Source organism: Prevotella sp. tf2-5, from assembly GCF_900115435.1.
GTDB lineage: Bacteria > Bacteroidota > Bacteroidia > Bacteroidales > Bacteroidaceae > Prevotella.
The window spans coordinates 81,104-102,828 of the sequence record NZ_FOWK01000007.1; the positions used below are offsets into that span (position 1 = coordinate 81,104).

The window sequence follows — 21,725 nt, forward strand, 5'->3', positions numbered from 1 at the left end:
GTCATGCTAAAGATATATTTAGATTGGAATAGTATCAATAACATACAGACGAGGCATCCGAAACTGTATGAACTGATAAAGGAATATGGACATTTGTTCATCTTCCCCTATTCCAATGCACACATTCGTGACCTTCAAGTTAGTAAGGATGAAAATAATCCATTTTACCAGAGAGATATAGCTACACTTACCGAAATATGCGGAAAACATTTACTCCAATTTGAAGATGAAAACAATTTGACCAATCCTCTTTTCTGCTTGCCTGAAGATTATATTGATTTAATTGGCACTCCTTTAGAAATCATTCAGAAGACAGACTGGTTCCCACAGCAAATCTTTCAACAGTTTAAAGAAAATGTCAGGAAGAGCTTTCCCGATAGTGTTCAAAAGAGAATACAGGGTGCTAATCCGGAAGAGGTGTTTGAGATAATCAACAAAGGTCTGAAATCCATTAATTCCCAATTCACGATTGAGGAATTATCCCTTTCACAAGTCAATAGCATTCGTAATATGATGAATGAGGAGGCTAGATTCAAGTCTTTGTGTCTGGCACTTGATATGTGTGGATTCCGACCAGAAGATAAGGATAAATCGTTTACTAATATTGATGCTGACGCTAGCCACATCTTCTATGCGTCAAAATGTGACATATTAGTCTCTGGTGACAGAAAAATGAGAGGAAAGGCAGAAGCAATGTTTTCTAAATACAATGTTGTTACAAAAGTTCTCACACCAAAACAATTTGAAGACCTTATACTTGAAGAAGTAAATAAGGAATATAGCTTACAGAACCTGTTGTCAAGCATTAGACAATATGGACATCCACGTGAAGAAGAGGATGGAGCTCACTACAAATTGATGGAATCCCCCGTATTCGGACTGTTCAACGCTTGTTTCCTTGTTGATGAGCACTTTGGTTGTAATGGAGAACCTAAATCTGCACTATTTGTTTATTGCTTTAACAATACGCCTTACCTGTATTATACCGAGTTGACGAGCTTTTTTGATTTGATTAAGAGTTTCTTGCCGGATGATATGAAGGACGCGTTCCAAAAAGAATACGTTGAAGAATTATGCAGTCGAGATAAGAGAAGGGCAATGGATGCAAGATTCTATTTTGAATGTCCTGATTTAAACTTGTCATTCGCATTTTATGGTGACCCCATCTCACCTGTGCCATGTCCCATGATGCAGGTGAGGTTTGCTTAGTGATGATGTAGAACAATAAAGCAGAAATCGAAAACGTTATAAGAATATATGACTCAACGAGGGATGAAGGTGCCGCCTCCGAAGGGTGAAGGTGCCGCCTCCAAGGGATGAAGGTGCCGCCTCCAAAGGGTGAAGGTGCCGCCTCCGAAGGGTGAAGGTACGGGCTCCGTGGGACTTGGGGATAATCCCCAAAGGTCTTGGAGATACCTTCTATACCCCCTTGGGGATGCTTCCTAACACTCATGGGAGGTATCTTAATACCCCCATAGAAGGTATCGGAACAAGTGATGAACGATATCTTAAGCAAATGGAGGCTTTAATTGACCCGATTTAGGGCTTCAATCGGTAGGAAAGGGGGCTTTAGTCGGTAGGAAAGTGGACCTCAGTCGGTAACAAAACAGGGATCAGTCGGTAACTGAGTTCCCTTCAGTCGGTAACAGATTTTTATGTATTTTCAAAAAACATATAACCTTATAACATGAGGGGGCTCTAACGCCGATGTACAGAGGGATTGACGTATGTTATATGTTGCCCAAACATATAACATACATATAACATACTTCTATGCGTTTTAGATTTATTAACCTTTGATCTCAATTCTGTTAACATATTTTTGCACGATTTATTGCCAAAACTATTGACAAGGCGTGTTAAATGTATTACCTTTGCAGATGATTGTTGTCAGGCTAACTGATACGTCAACTAGTATTAACCTCTAATCAAATCTTATGCAAGAATTAACCATTCATGGCGAGGCTATTGCGCCTTCGCTGGAGGCTGCTCTGGAAGCAGAGTTGTTCCTCCAAGACAATTATCTTTTCCGTCGCAACATGCTGAACGGGAAGATTGAGTTTGCTACCCTTCCTGCTGAGGTGCCCGTCTATCGGACACTGACGCAGGAGGCTCTGAACAGTATCATCATCCATGCCAAAAAGGAGGACATCTGTGATGGGAAACCCAAGACGGACATTCTGGAACTGATTCATTCTGAGGCTGTTCCAACGTTCAATCCGATTCAGGATTTCTTGGAGCACCTACCCCAATGGGACGGACAGAACCATGTGGCAAAATTGTTCGGCAGACTACCTGGTATCTCGACAGAGCAGCATGGGTTCCTTGCCGTATGGCTCCGCTCGACGGTCGCCCACTGGTTGCAAATGGACACCATCCATGGTAACGAGTGCGTACCTACTTTAATAGGAGCACAGGGATGTGGTAAGACAACCTTCGTCACCCGACTGCTCCCACCCCATCTGCGAGAGTACTTCCTCGACCACCTGAACCTCTCGAACAAGTTCGACAAGGAGATGGCACTGACCAACAACCTGCTGGTGAACCTCGACGAGTTGGAGGCCATCCGTCCCAGTCAGCATGCCCATCTGAAACAGACCCTGTCGAAGTCGAAGGTCAACGGTCGTCCTATCTTCGGCTGCTCGCAAGAAGACCGTCCAAGGTTTGCCTCCTTCGTCGCCACCACCAACAATCCCCATCCGCTGACGGATGCCACTGGTTCACGCCGATACATCTGTCTGGCGGTACCCCAAGGACAACTCATCGACAACGAGGAAGAGATTGACTATGAGCAGTTGTATGCACAGGTTCTCTATGAGATCAGGGAGTTGAAGGCACCCTATTGGTTTAACAATGTGGAAGTGGCTCGTATCCAAGAGCTGAACCTCAATTACATGGAGCAGAAAGACATTTCTGAGATGATTCAGGTATGCTTCAGGAAACCCAAGGAAGGTGAAAATCCCAAAAAGCTCGACAGCAGACAGATTCTGCAGTTCATCCAACAAGAATACCCGTCCGTCAAGGGCGATAGAAGTACCAAGATACATCTGGGACTTGCCATGAAGGACCTGGGCATCGAGCACCTGTTATACAACAACCGCCCCCACTATCTGGTAGTCCCTCTCAGGAGTGCATAAGGATGTTATATGTATGTTATATGTTTGAGCAACATATAACATGCGTCAATCCCTTTGTACATCGGCATTTGCCCCCCATCATGTTATAAGGTTATATGTTTTTGCAAGAATAACAAAAAAATATGGGCGTAACACGAGTGGTTACGCCCATATTCATATTATTGCAAATAGTATTATTTGACCTCCTCGAAGTCGGCATCCTGGATGTTGTCATCCTTGGGGGCTTGCTGCTGGCTATTAGCCTGCTGGTTGTAGAAGGGACCCTGCTGCTGGTCAGCACCGGGCTGAGGACCAGCCTGTGCACCCTGGTACATCTGCTGCGAGGCTGTCTGCCAAGCATTGTTAAGGGCTGCGATAGCAGTATCGATAGCAGCGATATCACCAGCCTTATGGGCATCCTTCAACTGCTGGAGGGCATTCTCAATAGCAGGTTTGTGCTCAGCAGGGATCTTGTCGCCAATCTCCTTCAACTGGTTCTCTGTCTGGAAGATCATAGAGTCAGCCTGATTCAACTTATCGACACGCTCACGCTCCTTCTTATCATTCTCAGCATTCTGCTCAGCCTCCGCCTTCATGCGGTTGATCTCATCCTGTGACAGACCAGAAGAAGCCTCGATGCGGATAGCCTGCTCCTTACCTGTAGCCTTGTCCTTGGCAGAAACCTTGAGGATACCATTGGCATCGATATCGAAGGTTACCTCAATCTGAGGAATACCACGACGTGCGGGAGCGATACCTGTGAGGTTGAACTGTCCGATGGACTTGTTCTGTGCAGCCATAGGACGCTCACCCTGCAATACATGGATGGTCACCTCTGTCTGATTATCAGCGGCAGTAGAGAACACCTCACTCTTCTTGCAAGGAATGGTCGTGTTAGCCTCGATCAGTTTGGTCATCACACCACCCATTGTCTCAATACCCAAAGTCAGCGGAGTAACATCAAGCAGTACGATGTCGCCTACACCACCCTCTTTGTTCAGGATAGCACCCTGGATAGAAGCACCAACGGCAACCACCTCATCGGGGTTCACACCCTTTGAAGGCTCCTTACCGAAGTAATTCTTCACGAGTTCCTGAACAGCAGGGATACGGCTTGAACCACCTACGAGGATGACCTCGTCAATATCAGAAGTATTCAGCTTAGCATCAGCGATAGCCTTCTGACAAGGAGCCAGACATGCCTGAATCAGACCATGTGCGAGCTGCTCGAACTTAGCGCGAGTAAGGGTCTTCACCAAGTGCTTAGGAATACCACCTACTGGCATGATATACGGCAAGTTAATCTCTGTAGAGGTAGAGCTGGACAACTCAATCTTTGCCTTCTCTGCAGCCTCCTTCAGACGCTGCATAGCCATCGGGTCAGCCTTCAGGTCAGCACCCTCGTCATTCTTGAACTCCTGTACCAGCCAGTCGATGATGACCTGATCGAAGTCATCACCACCAAGGTGTGTATCACCATTGGTAGACAGAACCTCAAATACACCACCGCCAAACTCCAGGATAGAGATATCGAACGTACCACCACCGAGGTCGAAGACGGCAATCTTCATATCCTTGTTAGCCTTATCAACACCATAGGCAAGCGCAGCGGCAGTAGGCTCGTTGACGATACGACGCACATTCAGACCGGCAATCTGTCCTGCCTCCTTAGTAGCCTGACGCTGAGAGTCAGAGAAGTAAGCAGGAACAGTGATAACGGCATCCGTCACCTCCTGTCCGAGATAATCCTCTGCGGTTTTCTTCATCTTCTGAAGTACCATTGCGGAGATCTCCTGCGGTGTGTACTTACGACCATCAATATCCACACGAGGATAACCACCCTCGTTGACTACAGAATAAGGTACGCGCGAGATCTCCTTCTCCGTCTGCTGCCAGTTCTCACCCATGAAGCGTTTGATAGAATAAACGGTCTTCTTCGGGTTCGTGATAGCCTGACGCTTGGCAGGGTCACCAATCTTACGTTCCCCATTCTCTACAAAGCCTACGACAGAAGGTGTCGTACGCTTACCCTCGCTGTTTGCGATTACCACAGGCTCGTTACCCTCGAAAACGGCAACGCAGCTGTTGGTTGTTCCTAAGTCAATTCCAATAATTTTTCCCATAATTGTATCTTTTTTTATTATTAATATGCATGAAATGTCAACGATTTTATAGCAAAGCATGTGCCAAAAACAAAAAAATCAAAGAAAAATGACGGTTTGTCACGTCATTTTGGCACAAGTATCAAAAATAATTTATATCTTTGCAGCATTATTACGTAATAAACATCAATAGAGATATCTATGAAGAAACTGATTATTCTGACGGGACTCGCCTTTGCAACAACGATTGCGATGGCTCAGAGTGCCGACTCCTACATCGTCAAGACAAAGGGAGTAAAGAAAACAGAGGCGAAGGTAGTTAAGAATACTACCAAAGAAGAAACGCCTACAGGAACAGACTTTGTCAGTCAGAACTTCCGTTACTACAGTCTATGTGACTGGGAAGACGGCATGAAGTTCATGGTGCTGCCAGAGAAGTACGACTTGGTAGTCAACACTTTCCGTGACGCAGGTACCGGCAAGGAAGTTCCCAGTGGTAAACTTCGTCGTAAGATTATGATTTACAACAACCACTCTGTGGGACAGAATGGTCGTGCCCGTATGAACTTCACTTGTCAGGATGACAACAGGAAATACTATTTCGAGTTGCCAAAGGGAGAATTCGAGGACTACTGCTACAGCAAGACAGGTGTTCCCACTTTGGCATATCTGGGAGATGTGGACATTGCCCGTGAGAAGCTGATGGGTCACACCCTGGTCACTCGTGCCACAGACTACCGTGTAGATGTTGACTACGACAGTGACAGCTATAACGATGTCAAGGTAGAGAAAGGCATGGAGGTCAAGGTGGTTGCCATTGGTGTCGGTACCCGTTCCTTCCCTGTGAAGATTATCGTTGCCGACAAGAGAGGCAATGAGTTCTACCAGAATGTAGCATTGAGTAGGACCAATAGTGGTATGCGTGACGATGAGTTTATCGTGGACAACGAGAAATTCACGTTCTATGGTTCTTTCGACCTGATGACAGGTGAGACGAAGGTATCCACCGACTATGCACAGTATATGGGTAAGACCATCTATACGAAATACGCTACCAGCATGACAACCAAAGGTGGCGGAAAAGACAACCGTGTGGTGAAAGTTCCTAAGCTGATGGCATTCCGTATTGACGGAATGGCACCTGTCCGCAACAGCAACTATGTCACTTTGACACTGTCTGAGACAGAGACCGGTCGTACTTATACGAAAGATGTCACCTTTACCAACGAGAGTGTCATAGGAGACATTGACGGACAGAAGGAAGACTACTTCGGCTATCTCTTTGGCTTTGGTGAAGGCAAGCTGAGGAACACCAATGCCGCTACCCGCACTATGATCCGTGAGGGACGTGTCGGAATGGGTATGACAGAGGAAGAGGTGGAGATGGCTGTCGGAGAGCCAGAGAGCAAGGCTGACATCAACGATGGTCGTTATGAGTGGACCTACAAGCGTACCAACAGCTGGCTGATCGTTCAGTTCAGCAAGAGTGGTAAGGTGGTAGGTGTCAGAACCCCACGCAGGACAACAGCCGCTAAAGCAAAGAAATAACAAAAGAAAAGGCACTCACAACAGAGTGCCTTTCTTTTTTGAGATATCTTGAGTTATGCTTTGTCAGCTATTGCCTGCATGATCTTCGATTCGAGTTCCTCACATAGTTCTGGATTATCCTTCAGCAACTGTTTCGTTCCATCACGTCCCTGTGCCAGTTTTGAGCCGTCATAAGAGAACCAGGAACCACTCTTCTGAATGATACCGTACTCTACGCCCAGGTCGACGATCTCACCAATCTTAGAGATACCCTCACCAAAGGTGATCTCAAACTCTGCCTTACGGAAAGGAGGAGCCACTTTGTTCTTTACCACCTTCACACGTACCTGGTTACCAATCACCTGGTCACCGTCCTTGATACCTGTCACCTTACGGATGTCCAGACGGACAGAGGCATAAAACTTCAAGGCATTACCACCCGTTGTCGTCTCAGGGTTACCGAACATCACACCAATCTTCTCACGTAACTGGTTGATGAAGATACAGGTTGTATTCGTCTTGGCGATGGTAGCCGTCAGCTTACGCAGTGCCTGACTCATCAGACGGGCATGCAGTCCGACAGCAGAGTCACCCATATCCCCTTCTATCTCCTTTTTAGGAGTCAGCGCAGCGACAGAGTCAACCACCAGGATATCAATGGCACTAGAGCGAATCAACTGATCGGCAATCTCTAATGCTTGCTCACCATTGTCAGGCTGAGAGATCCACAAATTATCGATATCCACCCCCAGTTTCTGAGCATAGAAACGATCGAAGGCATGCTCCGCATCGATGAAAGCAGCGATACCACCTGCCTTCTGAGCCTCAGCCATAGCATGGATGGCAAGAGTCGTCTTACCAGAAGACTCCGGACCATATATCTCGATGATACGTCCTTTGGGATAACCTCCCACCCCAAGGGCAGCATTCAGTCCGATACTACCTGTAGGTATCACCTCCACATTCTCTATCTGCTCATCTCCCATTCGCATGATACTACCCTTGCCGAAATCCTTCTCAATTTTCGACATAGCAGCTTGCAGGGCTTTCATCTTTTCCTGCTGAGGGCTCATAGCTGCGCCCTCGTCCATTTCTTTTTTTGCCATAGTTGTTATGTTTAGTTATTTTCGATACTTCGAATTAGAGTTCGAGGTCACCATCGTGTATCTCATGCCATGGAAGACCTTGCTTATTGAGCTGCTCCATGAAAGGATCAGGGTCGAACTCCTCGACATTATGGACACCGGCTTTCTTCCAAAGTCCCTTACAGAACATCATTGCGCCGATCATGGCAGGAACACCCGTCGTATAGCTGACACCCTGCATACCCGTCTCCTCATAGGCGGCACGATGTGAGCAATTGTTATAGACATAATAAGTATGTTCCTTACCATCTTTGCCGATACCACGGATGCGGCAACCTATACTCGTCTCACCTTCGTAGTTCTCACCCAAATCCTGCGGGTTAGGCAATACAGCTTTCAGGAACTGCAAAGGAACGATCTTAACTTTAGCTACACCACTTCCATCAGCCAGCGGAGCCTCATACTCCACTTCGTCAATACGACTCATTCCGATATTCTGAATCACCTCAAGGTGTTTCAAATACTGTTGTCCGAAGGTCATCCAAAAACGGGCACGCTTGATGGTGGGATAGTTGATGACCAAAGACTCAATCTCCTCATGGTGCAACAGATAACTGTCACGTGGTCCGATATTCGGATAGGTCAGGTCCTTGTGGATCTCCAGCGGTTCCGTCTCCACCCATTTCCCGTCTTCCCAGTAGAGTCCCTTCTGCGTGATCTCGCGGATATTAATCTCTGGATTAAAGTTGGTGGCAAAAGCCTTATGATGGTCACCTGCATTACAATCGACAATATCCAGATACTGGATCTCGTCGAAGTGATGCTTCGCCGCATAGGCAGTATAGATACTGGTCACACCAGGGTCAAAGCCACAACCAAGGATTGCCGTCAAACCAGCCTTCTCGAATTTCTCCCGATAAGCCCACTGCCATGAGTACTCAAAGTGCGCCTCCTCTTTCGGTTCATAATTGGCAGTATCGAGATAGCTGCAGCCACAGGCAAGACAAGCCTCCATGATGGTCAGGTCTTGATAGGGCAAAGCGAGGTTAATCACCAGTTCCGGTTTGTAGCTGTTGAACAGTGTCTTCAACTGCTCCACGTCATCCGCATCAACTTGTGCCGTCTGTATGGGCATGTCATAACCCTTTTTATGGATCGCCTCTACGATAGCGTCACATTTAGCCTTGCGACGTGAGGCTATCATGAAATCAGTAAACACGTCAGCGTTCTGTGCAATCTTAAACGCTGCCACAGTGGCGACGCCACCAGCACCAATCATCAATACTCTTGCCATAGTCTATATTTTTTTTTTCAATTTTTAATCTCTTCCGCCCTGATACCCAGCGCCGCCATCAGCGAGTAGCCCAGGATCTCCTGTCGGTAGTTGCCACCCTCCATCGGCTGCATACTGAACACGGTGATATGTTTATTGTCATCCGCATGACGGAGTCCCGCACGTACCTTATTATATATATGGTCAGCATCAGGAATCACCATCACCCGTTTCACATCCCCACTATTACAGATAATCTGCATAGAATCGATAAACAAGTCCTCGGCAGTCACCATCTCCTCCACAGGAACACAACTGATGAGGAACTCTCCCAATGGACCACTGAACGCCTTACCGTCTACATCTGCCAATGCGGAGGGCTGGAAATTATCCATCTGCTGTTTTTGATGAAGAAGGATGACCTGTGTTTGTTGGACAGGTTCTGTAGGTTGGGTAGATGTCGTAGGGTATTTCATTCCTCCATCTAACGCTATGCATTCCAGCCATTTTGCCATATCTGCCTGCGGAATGCGACGACCAATCATACGCTCGAAGTTCACTATCAGGTCAAATGCGACTTTGTCGACATAATCAGCATCGACAAGAATCACATTTTCTTTCCACTCCGTCTTATTCAGCACGTTTCCATTCATAGGGTACAAAAGTACTAAAAAACAAATGAAATGACGAGAGTTTAGAATCAAAAAGTGTTAAACGGTAATTTCACCTGAACCATAACAACGATGATGTGCCTCATCGTACAACACACAGAACTGACCTGGTGCCACACCATGGATGGGAGTGTCAGAAAGAATCTGATAGACACCATCCCCTATAGTCTCCACCTTCGCACGATGAAACTCTGGGGTATGACGAATCTTGAAACAGATCGTAGAAGTGTCTATCTGAGCCGTCAACAGGTGAAGGTCATGAATTCTGAACTCCTGCTTATATGCCGTCTGTGGGTCATAGCCCTTGCTGACATACAGGATGTTCTGCCGCATATCCTTCTTCACCACGAACCACGGTCCACCACCAAAGCCCAGACCGTGACGCTGTCCGATGGTATGGAACCACAAGCCCTTATGCTGTCCGATGCGTTTTCCCGTCTCCAGTTCCAGCACATCACCCGGTTTCTCTCCCAGGTAACGGCGGATATAGTCATTATAGTTGATCTTCCCCAAGAAACAGATACCCTGTGAGTCCTTACGCTTGGCATTCACCAAGTGCTCACGCTCAGCAATCACACGTACCTCTTCCTTCATCATATGTCCAATGGGAAACAATGCCTTCCTCAACTGCCAGTCATAGATCTGCGCCAGGAAATCAGTCTGGTCTTTCACAGGATCAGGACTCGTCGTTAACCATTTCCTACCCTCCTCGTCTATTTCCGTCTGGGCATAATGCCCCGTAGCGATGAGGTCATACTCGTGACCTCGTTTCTCATCGAAAGCTCCGAATTTGATTAAGCGATTGCACATCACATCGGGATTAGGGGTAAGGCCTGCACGTACCTTTTCCATCGTATAAGCAGTCACCTGGTCCCAATACTCCTGATGACAGTCGATAATCTCCAGTTTACAGCCATACTTATGACTGACAGCTGTCGCCATCTCCAAGTCTTCCTCCGAAGAGCAGTCCCACTCCTCTTCCTCCTCAGGACCTATCTTGATATAGAAACAGTCAGGACGCAAGCCCTGTCGTACCAGTTCATACAGCACTACAGAGCTGTCTACTCCCCCAGAGAGCAATACGGCAATTCGTTGGTCTTTCAGATTCATGATGCAAAGATACGACAAAGTAAGAAAAAAACCAAAACATATCATACTCTTTTCCGTCATTATTTTGTATCTTTGCAACCAAATCACAAGAAACAAATAATATGAAAAGAATTTTATCAATCATCTTTGCCATGATGCTGACACTCAGCATACATGCTCAAGACATGAAAGGACGTATTTACTACAACGGTTACATGAGTGTCAGTCATCTACTCGGTGAGAAAGAGAACGAGACAGCTGAGCAAAGGAAGGAACGAGAGTATGTGATGAATGAGATTTTCACCATGACTGTCACCATTGAGTTCATCAATAGCCACGACATGAAAATGCGCATGAAGATTGTGTATGACAAGGAGCGTGCCAAAGAACTGGGTGTCAGCTGGGCTAACCGCAAGATGTGGCAGGCTGACCTGACGCTGAAGACGAAGTTCTACAACTATAAGTCGAGGTACACTGCCAATAACAATATCATTAAGATTGAGGACAACGGTTCCAAGATGATACTCAGTGATGACGGTGAGCTGCTGATGGTGGATGACAGTGACATGAAAGCCAACCTAAAACGAATCAAATAGCATGATAGAACTAAGTAACGGTCTGCTGACGATCAAAGTCGCAGAGAAGGGAGCCGAGCTTCAGAGTGTGAGAGACAACGAGGGGCGTGAGTATATGTGGCAGGCTGGTCCGGAATGGCCTCGTCACTCACCTATCCTGTTCCCTCTGGTGTGTAGCGTCAACGACAACACCTACCGTGTCGACGGCAAGGAATATCACCTGCCCCGTCATGGGTTTGCCCGCGACAGTGAGTTCACACTGATCAGTCAGACACAAGACAAAGTGACCTTCGCCCTTCATGACAACGAAGAGACGCTGAAGGTATATCCCTATCATTTCAACCTTGCCATCACTTATCGTTTAGAAGACAATAAGGTTCATGTCATCTGGCATGTGGAGAACACCGACGACCGTGAGATCCACTTCCAGATTGGCGGACACCCTGCCTTCAATATGCCCGGTGGTAAACTGGAGGGTATGATCAAGCTCGACAACGAAGAACCGATGGAGGCTCTGAAAAGCTATGCCGACGGCAGTCACGACATGGTGGAGGTTCCTTTGGAGGCTGATATGGGTATCATGGAGATATCGAACAACTTCTTCCGCAACGACAGCGTGAAGATTCACAAGAGCCAGACCCGTCGCGCCATGCTGATGGATACTAATGGTGAGCCCGCTGTGACTGTCGACTACAAGACACCGGTCTGTGCGTTCTGGAGTCCCTACGACAAGCAGGCACCCTTCGTCTGCATCGAGCCGTGGTATGGAATTGGTGACCCTCGTGACTTCCGTGGCGAGTTCAAGGACAAACCCTTGATGAACCACCTGTTACCAGGTGCCTCTTTCATGTCGAAATATACGATAACCATTAAATAAATAAATATCGCGAAGCTCAAAACGCCTCGCGATATTTATTTTCATCCTTATCTTCCAGCATCGAGAGATACGACTGGTATCGGCTCTGTGCGATATAATGGTCTTCCACCGCTTTCAAGACGGCACACCCAGGTTCATGGGTATGGGTACAATCAGAGAAACGACATTGTTTCGAGAACTCGAAGATCTCCTTGAAATAACTTGTCAGCTCTTCCTTCTCCATATCAAACGTGCCAAAGCCCTTGATACCCGGAGTGTCAATGAGCCAGGATGTCTCGGTTAGCGTTGAGCGGTCTGCTGTCAGTGGAATCATCTCGGAGAAGGTGGTGGTATGCATACCCGTCTGATGAGCTTCACTGATATCCGCCACACGCTGGTTGGCATGAGGTATTAACCGGTTGATGAGTGTCGACTTCCCCACCCCGCTATTACCACTCAGCAACGTGATCTTACCTTCCAGCAAGGGACGCAGTTCCTCTACTCCGTCACCTCGTTCCGCAGAGATAGCGTGACACTCATACCCCACGGTCTCATAGAGGTCGACCATCATCTGTTGGTAACGCTGCTCATCCTCGTTTAACAAGTCTGTCTTGTTAAACAACAGGATAACAGGTACCCGATAGGCTTCTGCCGACGCAAGGAAGCGGTCGATGAACGTCGTGGAGGTCTCCGGCTTCACCACAGTCACCACCAGCAAAGCCTGATCGACATTAGCGGCAAGGATATGACTCTGTTTCGACAGGTTGATACTCTTGCGGATGATGTAATTGCGACGGTCCTCTATCTCGGTAATGAAACAGACTCCCTCCTGACCTCCCCCTGTTGAGGGGGAGGAAAGTTCAACCCTGTCACCTACCGCTACAGGATTAGTACTCCGAATGCCACGCAACCGGAAATTACCCTTTATCTTACAATCGACAGTTGATCCATCGTCCGTCAGAACGGTGTACCAACTGCCCGTATTCTTAATGACAAGTCCTTTCAACTGTCAACCATCAATTGTCAACTGCCGACTAGACAGTCATGATTTCCTTGTTCTTCGCCTCCATCAAGTCGTCAAGTTTCTTGATATACTTGTCGTGCAACTTCTGCAGGTCGTTCTCAGCATCCTTCTCGTTGTCCTCGGAGAGACCGTCCTTGATAGCTTTCTTCAACTTGTCCTTGATGTCGGCACGGACATTACGCACCTCCACCTTTGCCTTCTCAGCAATCTTGTTACACTGCTTCACCAAGTCACGACGACGCTCCTCGGTAGGCTGTGGGATACCCAGTCGGATAATCTCACCGTTATTCTCTGGTGTGATACCCACATCAGAATCCATAATCGCCTTCTCAATGTCACGGATCTGCTTCTTGTCCCAAGGCTTGATAGCTATGGTACGGGCATCCGGTGTTGAGATGTTAGCAACCTGGTTCAAGGGCACCTTAGAACCATACGACTCTACACGTACACCATCAAGGATGGCAACATTGGCACGTCCTGCACGGACACGATTCAGTTCTTCCTCCAAGAACATGGCAGCCATCTCCATGCGTTCCTCTGCCGAGGCTAATGTCTGTTTTACGTCTATCATAATCTTATGTGTTTATTATTCTTCCGACAAAGATAGTGTATTTCAAAGAAAAAACCAAAAAAAATTGAGATTATTTATGATGAGACTGCTCTTCCAGGTTTTCTCCTGATGACGTTTTGACAGGTTCCATGTGGAGCGACACATGTGTATCTGGCCCGAAACGCTCTTTTAATTTCCGCTCAATGGTTGTAGCACGTTCGTGGACAGTATTCAACGACAACCCTCCGTCCATCCGCACATGTATCTCGATAGCGATACGGCTGCCTATCCGACGGGTACACAGATGATGAGGCTGCCGCACATCACCAAACGACTGGACAATCTGCAGGATCTCCTGTTCTGTTTCTGGTGGCAAAGAGCTTTCCGTCAGTTCATTGACACTTGTCTTGAGCAAATCGTAAGCGACCTTGACCAGCATGAGTCCCACGACAATGGAGGCGACAGGATCCAGCACTGTCCACCGCTGCCCCAACCAGATAGCCAAACCGATACCCAAGGCGGCACCTATCGACGAGAGAGCATCGCTACGATGATGCCAGGCATTGGCAACCATCACCTGGGAGTCCAGCTCCTTAGCCCTCCATATAGTATACTGGTAAAGCAACTCCTTAATGACAATGGAAAACAACGCTGCCCATAATGCGATCCATCCTGGTGCCTCCAATTGACTGCCACCCCACCAAGACAGCAGCTTCAACGTACCAGACACCACGATACCCGTTGCAGCTACTATCAATGCAAGACCTATCAGGAACGAGGCGATGGTCTCAAATTTCCCGTGTCCGTAATCATGGGAGCGATCCTGAGGTTTGGCACTAATACTGACAAACACCAGCACCAGGATGTCCGTCACAAAGTCTGACAATGAGTGAACGGCATCAGCAATCATTGCCGAGCTATTGCCTAATATACCTGCTATGAACTTAAAGGTCAGCAATGCCGCATTACCCGCACTGCCCACCAAGGTCACCTTATATATTTCTTTCTCTCTGCTCATAAAAACGTTATTCTTTGACATTGCAAAGTTACGAAATTATATTATACCTTATATATAAATAGGGGGCTTTTTGGCTAAATACCACAATCGTGGTATGCAGAATGCCCCATTTGTGCTATTCTAGGTATGCGGATTTCGCCGTACCTTTGCAACGTCGAAAAGACATCATAACATGTTTTAAAGACATAGTAACATATTAACAAAAAAAATAAAAGATTATGAGCAACAAGAAACTACACTTCGAGACTTTACAATTGCATGTAGGACAAGAACAGCCCGACCCCGCCACTGATGCCCGCGCTGTGCCCATCTACCAGACCACTTCCTATGTGTTCCGTAATTCACAACATGCCGCCGACCGCTTCGGACTACGTGACGCAGGTAACATCTATGGTCGATTGACCAACTCGACACAGGGCGTGTTCGAGGACCGCGTGGCTGCGTTGGAAGGTGGTGTCGCCGGTCTCGCTGTCGCCAGTGGTGCCGCTGCGGTGACCTATGCCCTGCAGAACATCGCACAGGCCGGTGACCATATCGTGGCAGCCGACAACCTCTATGGCGGTTCTTTCAACCTCATCACACATACCTTATCGACACAAGGTATCTCGAACACGATTGTGAAGGTGAACGACCTTGCCGCCCTAGAGGCTGCCATCCAGCCGAACACAAAGGCAGTGTATGCGGAGACCTTCGGCAATCCCAACTCCGACGTGACAGATATTGAGGCAGTGGCAGCAGTTGCCCACAAGCACAACATCCCCCTGATTATCGACAACACATTTGGGACACCCTATCTCATCCGTCCTATCGAGCACGGTGCTGACATCGTGGTGCATTCTGCAACGAAATTCATTGGCGGACATGGATCATCATTAGGTGGTGTCATCGTAGACGGAGGCACTTTCGACTGGAAGGCAAACGCTGACAAGTTCCCTTCACTGGCAAAACCAGACCCATCTTATCATGGAGCCGTATTCGCTGACGTAGCAGGAGCCGCAGCCTTTGTGACCCGCATCCGTGCCGTCATCCTGCGTGACACCGGTGCCACTATCTCTCCATTTAATGCGTTTATATTATTACAAGGTCTGGAGACACTGAGCCTGCGTGTAGAACGTCATGTGGAGAATGCGTTGAAAGTAGTGGACTTCCTGAAGAACCATCCAAAGGTTGCTAAGGTCAACCACCCGTCACTCCCCGACCATGAGGATCACGCCCTCTATCAAAAATACTTCCCCAAAGGTGCCGGCAGCATCTTCACCTTCGAGATCAAGGGCGGTGAGAAAGAAGCGTGGAAATTTATTGACTCCCTAGAGATCTTCTCTCTGCTCGCCAACGTGGCAGATGTCAAGAGCCTGGTCATTCATCCTTATACCACCACCCACTCACAGATGTCTCCAGAAGAGCTTGAGCAGCAGCATATCACGCCTGCTACCGTTCGACTCAGCATTGGAACAGAGCACATCGACGACATCATCGCCGATCTCTCACAAGCATTAGAAAAGATTTAACATTATAAAAAGGAAAAATATGGCAAACATCGCAAAACAACTGACCGAGTTAATCGGAGGTACACCACTGCTCGAACTGAGCAACTATTCTACGGCAAAAGGTCTGCAGACGCCTATTATCGCCAAAGTGGAATTTTTCAACCCTGGCGGCAGTGTCAAAGACCGTATCGCCCTCGCCATGATAGAGGACGCTGAACAGAAAGGACTCCTGAAACCAGGAGCCACCATCATCGAGCCCACCAGTGGCAATACAGGTGTCGGACTTGCCCTTGTGTCAGCCGTCAAAGGCTACAAGCTCATCCTGACGATGCCGGAGACCATGAGTGTGGAACGTCGCAACCTCGTGAAAGCATATGGTGCGGAAGTTCGCCTGACCAGTGGCAAAGACGGTATGGCGGGAGCTATCCGTGCTGCCGAGGAGTTGCGTGACAGTATCCCTGGCTCCATCATCCTACAACAGTTTGAGAACCCTGCCAACCCTGCCAAGCATTATGCCACCACGGGACCTGAGATATGGAAGGACACTGACGGGAAAATTGACATTTTCGTGGCAGGTGTAGGTACTGGCGGTACAGTATCCGGTATTGGGAAATACCTGAAAGAGAAGAACCCCAATATAAAAATCATTGCTGTAGAGCCATCATCCTCACCCGTCTTGAACGGAGGACAGAGTGGTCCGCATAAGATTCAAGGTATCGGAGCCGGTTTCGTACCCAAGACATACGACGCCAGCGTCATTGACGAGGTATTGGATATCGATAATGATGACGCTATCCGCACCGGTCGTGAGCTCGCTCAGAAAGACGGTCTACTCGTAGGTATCTCCTCTGGTGCCGCCGCCTATGGTGCCACCCTCGTCGCCCAACGTCCCGAAAACGCAGGAAAGACGATAGTAGCCCTGTTGCCGGACACCGGCGAGCGCTATCTCTCCACCGTGCTCTATGCCTTTGACGAATATCCACTATAAATCCTCTTTTTCCCATTTATAATCAGCCGCGAAGCCCCCTTTCGCGGCTGATTTTGTAAATAACGGACAAAAAATTTGCGAAAACGAAGGAAATACCCTATCTTTGTAGGCAAATAGCTTAAATCTATTGCCTATTACAATGACCTACGACAAACGATGTAACATATCTAGCCGACTAATAACGCTTGTCATGACGCTCATGCTGCCTATGGTGATATATGCCAAGGGTATCCATTTTGACAACGTTTTCGATTTTGATCATGTCCTGAGCTATCTGGTAGGAGGATTTCTCATTGGTATTTTCCTACTGTTATTTTACAACCGGCTCTACATTTATCGTGAGCAGGAAATCAACAAGCAGCAACACAAGCAGAACATACGCCTTTCCACTATCATGCAGACAGGAAGGATGCAGATGTGGATTTATGACACCGAGTCACAACATTATCGGTTTATATCTGAAGATGGGACTGTCATCAAAGAATACAACCCCATTGATTTTGTGAAATTCTTCAATCGTGATGACTTTGAGGAGCTGCGTTCCTCTATCTTTGAAATCTGTGAGAACAAACGAATCACCTCTATTGTCAACCTCCGAAGCCAGGAGGAAGATGAAGAGTACCGTAAATACTACGAAATCCATCTCTCAATTGCAGAGAAAGACAGCAAAGGACAAATAAAACATATCCTGGGTGTACAGCGTGACATTACTAACGAGCAAGAGAAAAAGAATAATACCAACAAACTAATGATGCGTTACTCTACTGTATTCAACTCATCATTGGTAGATATGTATTATTACGACAAGGACGGACTCTTGACCGACCTTAACGACACAGCCTGCACATCACTGGATATTCCTGACAAAGAGGCAATAATCAAGGAGAAGCATTACTTCCATGAGAACATTCTCCTTAACAATATTGATTTCAAGAAGGCAGACCACATTCACATGTCAACTATCATTGACATAGAAGAATATGACAAGACACGCTTCTGGGCAAACAAATCGAAGGAAAGAGGCAAAATATATTATGAGGCAACCGTTAATACGGTATTTAATGATAAAGGAAAGTTTGAGGGTGTCTATGTCGCTGGTCGTAACATCAGTGAGATGGTGAACTCTTTCCATAAGCAACAAAAAGGAGCACAAGATTTGAAGAAAGCCATCAAACATATCCAAGAGTATATCGACAACATCAACTATGCCCTGCGCATCAGTAACGTACGACTCGTGGACTATCACCCCAGCACTTACACCTTTACCATATCCAATACCGTAGACAAGACACAGATGAAATTCTCACAGTTACGCTGTATCCGTCTTGCCATGCCCCAATACAGGCGTATTGTATCCAGCGCTCTGAACCGCATGGATCACCTCACGTCTCATCCGATAGAGCAAACCATTGAGACGGAGATCAGGGACGAGAAGAAACGACAGATGGCATTCATGTTCAACTTGGTACCTATCCTGAACAATGACTCTAAAGTGGAGCATTATTTTGGATTGTGTCGAAACATGACAGATATGCTCGAAACGGAACGACTACTTGCCGTTGAGACCCAAAAGGCACAAGAGGCAGAAATTCTGAAGGAATCATTCCTCACCAATATGAGCTATGAGATCCGTACGCCACTGAATTCCGTACTGGGCTTTGCCTCGCTTTTTGAGATGGAGCATGATGAGGCTGATGAGACGGTCTTTGTGGAAGAGATCAAACGTAACACGAATATTCTATTGCGACTCATCAACGACATACTCTTTCTGTCACGTATTGATGCGGACATGGTGGAATTCAAGCATGAAGACTTTGACTTCGCTGAAGTTTTTGAATCCTATTGCCAGATGGGATGGGCTAAACTGAATCCTGAGGTAAAAGTCTCTATAAGTAATCTTTATGAGCATCTGATCATCAACGGCGACATAGAGCATCTGGGAAAAGCTATTCAAATGATATGTACGATATCTGCCCATTACACCCATCAAGGATTTATCCGTGCCAAATATGAATACCTACGCGGCGAATTGGTGATTGTCATTGAAGACTCGGGTGACGGCATCGATCCCGAGCTACTACCCAAAATCTTCAATCGCTTCGTTCGTGACAAGGACGAGCGGCTCTCCGGAACAGGTCTTGACATGCCGATCATCGAAGCTCTTGTCAAGAAAATGGGCGGTTCTATCGAAATCTCCTCAGAATTAGGAAAAGGCTCTACAATAGGGATATTCTTACCCTGCCAAGCTATAGAGATACAGAAGAAAATAAATATCGACAATAACACGGAACCTGTCATCGCATGAATATACTATTGAACAGCACCAGTCTCATCCTGCAAGGGACGCTCTCCCATCAGATTCTCCAGATGGTTCCCATTATCTTGGTGACTATTGTGATTCTCGTCTTTCTAATCGTCATCGTCTATAACCGCATCATCTTACAACGCATCCGACGTGCCTCCCGTCTGTCAAGGCAGACAAGCAACCTCATGCAACAAGCATTGAAAAGTTGTGAAACCAATGTGATTATGTATGATCCTGCCAAGGATTATACTTTCAAGCTATATGGGCACATGATTCCAGACAGAGGCATCACGTCTGATGAATGGAAGGCACATGTCCATCCCGACGATCTGCCCGATGCGCTTCATAGTATCCGTCAGGTCATTAGCGGAAAAGAGAAAGAGAAAGAGTTCAACTACCGTTGGAACTTCAATTTCGAAGAAGGAGAGCCAAGATGGGGATACCTCCATAACTACAGCATCGGAGAATATGTCAGTGGTATCTCACGTCCCAATGTAGTTATCAGTACACTGGTTGATGAGACAGAGCTCATGCTCCAACAGGAGAAAGAGGAGGAACTCACAGAAAAATACAAGCTCATCTTTGAGAATTCTATCATTGGATTGTCATTCTATAGTGCCGACGGATGGCTAATCGACGCTAACAAGAAAATGCGCGAGCTCTGTCATTTCGACAGCGATGATTATGACACTTATTTCTCCAACACCAATCTTTTTGATGCTACACCCTTCCATGAGAATGTCGACAGGAACCATGTGGAAGAATTCTGGGTATGTTCGAAAAATGATTATAACGACTTACATGTCTATCTGGAGATACGTCTACATCCTATTCACGACAAAAACGGGAAACTCACGTATATTGCCATAGCCATCCGCGATATCTCAGAAGAGCGTGATTTATATCTGCAGTCAAAACTCAACGATGAGCAAATCAAGAAAGCCAACGAGGATATTCAGCGTTATGAAATGGAGCTGCAATACATGATGGAAGCTATCGACATGCGGGCATGGCGTATCGATTATCAAGAGAAAAAGGTGCAGTTCATGAAAGGACTGAGTGAGATTGTAAAGGAGCTGACTTTTGATGAGTATATCACATATTTCATTGGTGACGACCAACTTGACGTAGCCAAGAAACTGACAGAGCCAGAGTTGTATTTCACGACTCCCATGTCCATACTCCGCAATATGCGCCCTTTATTCCACTCCACAGATGAAGTACAATGGAATCAGATCAATAGTCTGCCTATCTTTAACGATGAAGGAAAACTAATTGGTGCTTTCGGTCTGATACGTAATATGACACGATTCTACAAAGCACAAGAATTACTGAAACAAGAGACACAACGTGCGATTGAGTCCGGACGACTGAAGAGTGTCTTCCTGGCGAACATGACCCATGAGATCCGTACTCCCCTCAATGCCATCGTGGGATTCTCTGACCTGCTGCAGATGATGACGACAGCTGAAGAGAAAAAAGAGATTATTCACGTCATCCATAATAATTGCGACATGTTACTTCGTCTCATTAACGACATCATGGCGATCTCCTCCATGGATGCCAATGGATTGATCATGAAACCCGCAGACGTCGATTTCGCTAAGGCTTTCAATGACATCTGCCAGACGCTGGCACAACGTGTAGAAAACCCGAATGTGCAGTTTATCAAGGAGAACCCTTATCAAACGCTGCAGACACGACTGGATATGGGAAGGATCACACAGGTGATCACAAATTTCGTGACCAATGCCGTCAAATACACCCAGAACGGACATATCAAAGTGGGCTATCGCATACAAGACAATGGAATATACATGTATTGCGAGGATACTGGAACGGGTATCCCCAAGGAGAAATGTCCTCAAGTATTTGAACGCTTCGTTAAACTGAATGACTATGTTCAGGGAACGGGTCTCGGACTGTCTATCTGCAAGGCTATTGCTGAGCGTTGTAACGGAAAGATCGGAGTAGACAGTGAGGTAGGACAAGGTTCCACTTTCTGGATGTGGATTCCATGTGTTATCAACAATCAGGAAATAATCAACAACTAAACAAA

At 46.8% G+C, this 21,725-nt stretch carries 17 protein-coding genes; 9 read left to right on the forward strand and 8 right to left on the reverse strand.

Annotated elements, in window-relative coordinates; translation table 11 throughout:
- The first annotated feature begins 3 nt into the window (after window positions 1-3).
- Window positions 4-1,209: a hypothetical protein gene (locus BM257_RS08865; RefSeq protein WP_092071270.1), complete on the forward strand. Its 1,206-nt coding sequence runs from the start codon at window positions 4-6 to the stop codon at window positions 1,207-1,209.
- A gap of 728 nt (window positions 1,210-1,937) precedes the next feature.
- Window positions 1,938-3,137 carry a VapE domain-containing protein gene (locus tag BM257_RS08870; RefSeq protein WP_092071273.1) on the forward strand — a complete coding sequence of 400 codons (1,200 nt, stop codon included), beginning with the start codon at window positions 1,938-1,940 and terminating at the stop codon, window positions 3,135-3,137.
- Between the two features lie 173 nt (window positions 3,138-3,310).
- Here BM257_RS08870 and dnaK read toward each other — a convergent pair whose 3' ends face one another.
- The gene (dnaK, locus tag BM257_RS08875; RefSeq protein WP_092071276.1) at window positions 3,311-5,239 is read right to left on the reverse strand and encodes a molecular chaperone DnaK; all 1,929 of its coding nucleotides are present in this window, start codon (window positions 5,237-5,239) and stop codon (window positions 3,311-3,313) included.
- A 180-nt stretch (window positions 5,240-5,419) separates the two neighbouring features.
- On the opposite strand from dnaK, the gene BM257_RS08880 reads away from it, so the two are divergent.
- On the forward strand, window positions 5,420-6,766 hold the full coding sequence (locus BM257_RS08880) for a hypothetical protein (RefSeq protein WP_143096814.1): 1,347 nt from the start codon (window positions 5,420-5,422) through the stop codon (window positions 6,764-6,766).
- A gap of 53 nt (window positions 6,767-6,819) precedes the next feature.
- Here BM257_RS08880 and recA read toward each other — a convergent pair whose 3' ends face one another.
- From recA to mnmA, 4 genes are read right to left on the reverse strand one after another with little or no spacing between them, the layout of a single operon-like run.
- The gene (recA, locus tag BM257_RS08885; RefSeq protein WP_092071283.1) at window positions 6,820-7,851 is read right to left on the reverse strand and encodes a recombinase RecA; all 1,032 of its coding nucleotides are present in this window, start codon (window positions 7,849-7,851) and stop codon (window positions 6,820-6,822) included.
- 34 nt (window positions 7,852-7,885) lie between these two features.
- The gene (locus tag BM257_RS08890) at window positions 7,886-9,124 is read right to left on the reverse strand and encodes a saccharopine dehydrogenase family protein (protein WP_092071286.1); all 1,239 of its coding nucleotides are present in this window, start codon (window positions 9,122-9,124) and stop codon (window positions 7,886-7,888) included.
- Window positions 9,125-9,141: 17 nt separating this feature from the next.
- Complete coding sequence (locus tag BM257_RS08895; protein WP_092071289.1) at window positions 9,142-9,756, reverse strand: DUF6621 family protein; 615 nt, start codon at window positions 9,754-9,756, stop codon at window positions 9,142-9,144.
- A 57-nt stretch (window positions 9,757-9,813) separates the two neighbouring features.
- Window positions 9,814-10,884 carry a tRNA 2-thiouridine(34) synthase MnmA gene (gene mnmA, locus BM257_RS08900; protein ID WP_092071292.1) on the reverse strand — a complete coding sequence of 357 codons (1,071 nt, stop codon included), beginning with the start codon at window positions 10,882-10,884 and terminating at the stop codon, window positions 9,814-9,816.
- A 101-nt stretch (window positions 10,885-10,985) separates the two neighbouring features.
- Here mnmA and BM257_RS08905 point away from each other — a divergent pair, with 101 nt between their 5' ends.
- Together BM257_RS08905 and BM257_RS08910 are read left to right on the forward strand one after the other, a co-directional pair.
- Entirely contained in the window at window positions 10,986-11,459 is a 474-nt protein-coding gene (locus tag BM257_RS08905) for a hypothetical protein (RefSeq protein ID WP_092071295.1), read from the forward strand.
- Window position 11,460: 1 nt separating this feature from the next.
- Window positions 11,461-12,315, forward strand: a complete 855-nt coding sequence (locus tag BM257_RS08910; RefSeq protein ID WP_092071298.1) for an aldose 1-epimerase family protein — start codon at window positions 11,461-11,463, stop codon at window positions 12,313-12,315.
- Between the two features lie 16 nt (window positions 12,316-12,331).
- Here the strand turns inward: BM257_RS08910 and rsgA are convergent, their stop codons facing one another.
- From rsgA to BM257_RS08925, 3 genes are all read right to left on the reverse strand, one after another.
- Window positions 12,332-13,300 carry a ribosome small subunit-dependent GTPase A gene (gene rsgA / locus BM257_RS08915; protein WP_092071301.1) on the reverse strand — a complete coding sequence of 323 codons (969 nt, stop codon included), beginning with the start codon at window positions 13,298-13,300 and terminating at the stop codon, window positions 12,332-12,334.
- Between the two features lie 28 nt (window positions 13,301-13,328).
- Complete coding sequence (frr, locus tag BM257_RS08920) at window positions 13,329-13,889, reverse strand: ribosome recycling factor (RefSeq protein ID WP_092071304.1); 561 nt, start codon at window positions 13,887-13,889, stop codon at window positions 13,329-13,331.
- A 70-nt stretch (window positions 13,890-13,959) separates the two neighbouring features.
- Entirely contained in the window at window positions 13,960-14,886 is a 927-nt protein-coding gene (locus tag BM257_RS08925) for a cation diffusion facilitator family transporter (protein ID WP_092071307.1), read from the reverse strand.
- 218 nt (window positions 14,887-15,104) lie between these two features.
- Between BM257_RS08925 and BM257_RS08930 the strand changes: the two genes are divergently transcribed.
- The 4 genes from BM257_RS08930 (at window position 15,105) to BM257_RS08945 (ending at window position 21,720) form a co-directional block, all read left to right on the forward strand.
- On the forward strand, window positions 15,105-16,394 hold the full coding sequence (locus BM257_RS08930; protein ID WP_092071310.1) for an O-acetylhomoserine aminocarboxypropyltransferase/cysteine synthase family protein: 1,290 nt from the start codon (window positions 15,105-15,107) through the stop codon (window positions 16,392-16,394).
- A gap of 19 nt (window positions 16,395-16,413) precedes the next feature.
- A complete protein-coding gene (gene cysK / locus BM257_RS08935) occupies window positions 16,414-17,361 on the forward strand; it encodes a cysteine synthase A (RefSeq protein WP_092071313.1) in 948 nt (315 codons plus the stop codon).
- A 139-nt stretch (window positions 17,362-17,500) separates the two neighbouring features.
- Window positions 17,501-19,666: a sensor histidine kinase gene (locus tag BM257_RS08940; protein ID WP_092071316.1), complete on the forward strand. Its 2,166-nt coding sequence runs from the start codon at window positions 17,501-17,503 to the stop codon at window positions 19,664-19,666.
- Window positions 19,663-21,720 carry a PAS domain-containing sensor histidine kinase gene (locus BM257_RS08945; protein ID WP_092071319.1) on the forward strand — a complete coding sequence of 686 codons (2,058 nt, stop codon included), beginning with the start codon at window positions 19,663-19,665 and terminating at the stop codon, window positions 21,718-21,720. The genes BM257_RS08940 and BM257_RS08945 overlap by 4 nt, the downstream gene beginning before the upstream one ends.
- Window positions 21,721-21,725 lie beyond the last annotated feature (5 nt).

Coding starts and splice junctions, on each gene's coding strand:
- BM257_RS08910 (WP_092071298.1), top strand. CDS start 11,461: ATGATAGAACTAAGTAACGGTCTGCTGACGATCAAAGTCGCAGAGAAG.
- BM257_RS08865 (WP_092071270.1), top strand. CDS start 4: ATGCTAAAGATATATTTAGATTGGAATAGTATCAATAACATACAGACG.
- BM257_RS08870 (WP_092071273.1), top strand. CDS start 1,938: ATGCAAGAATTAACCATTCATGGCGAGGCTATTGCGCCTTCGCTGGAG.
- BM257_RS08945 (WP_092071319.1), top strand. CDS start 19,663: ATGAATATACTATTGAACAGCACCAGTCTCATCCTGCAAGGGACGCTC.
- BM257_RS08930 (WP_092071310.1), top strand. CDS start 15,105: ATGAGCAACAAGAAACTACACTTCGAGACTTTACAATTGCATGTAGGA.
- BM257_RS08925 (WP_092071307.1), bottom strand. CDS start 14,886: ATGAGCAGAGAGAAAGAAATATATAAGGTGACCTTGGTGGGCAGTGCG.
- BM257_RS08940 (WP_092071316.1), top strand. CDS start 17,501: ATGACCTACGACAAACGATGTAACATATCTAGCCGACTAATAACGCTT.
- BM257_RS08905 (WP_092071295.1), top strand. CDS start 10,986: ATGAAAAGAATTTTATCAATCATCTTTGCCATGATGCTGACACTCAGC.
- recA (WP_092071283.1), bottom strand. CDS start 7,851: ATGGCAAAAAAAGAAATGGACGAGGGCGCAGCTATGAGCCCTCAGCAG.
- mnmA (WP_092071292.1), bottom strand. CDS start 10,884: ATGAATCTGAAAGACCAACGAATTGCCGTATTGCTCTCTGGGGGAGTA.
- dnaK (WP_092071276.1), bottom strand. CDS start 5,239: ATGGGAAAAATTATTGGAATTGACTTAGGAACAACCAACAGCTGCGTT.
- BM257_RS08895 (WP_092071289.1), bottom strand. CDS start 9,756: ATGAATGGAAACGTGCTGAATAAGACGGAGTGGAAAGAAAATGTGATT.
- BM257_RS08890 (WP_092071286.1), bottom strand. CDS start 9,124: ATGGCAAGAGTATTGATGATTGGTGCTGGTGGCGTCGCCACTGTGGCA.
- BM257_RS08880 (WP_143096814.1), top strand. CDS start 5,420: ATGAAGAAACTGATTATTCTGACGGGACTCGCCTTTGCAACAACGATT.
- frr (WP_092071304.1), bottom strand. CDS start 13,889: ATGATAGACGTAAAACAGACATTAGCCTCGGCAGAGGAACGCATGGAG.
- cysK (WP_092071313.1), top strand. CDS start 16,414: ATGGCAAACATCGCAAAACAACTGACCGAGTTAATCGGAGGTACACCA.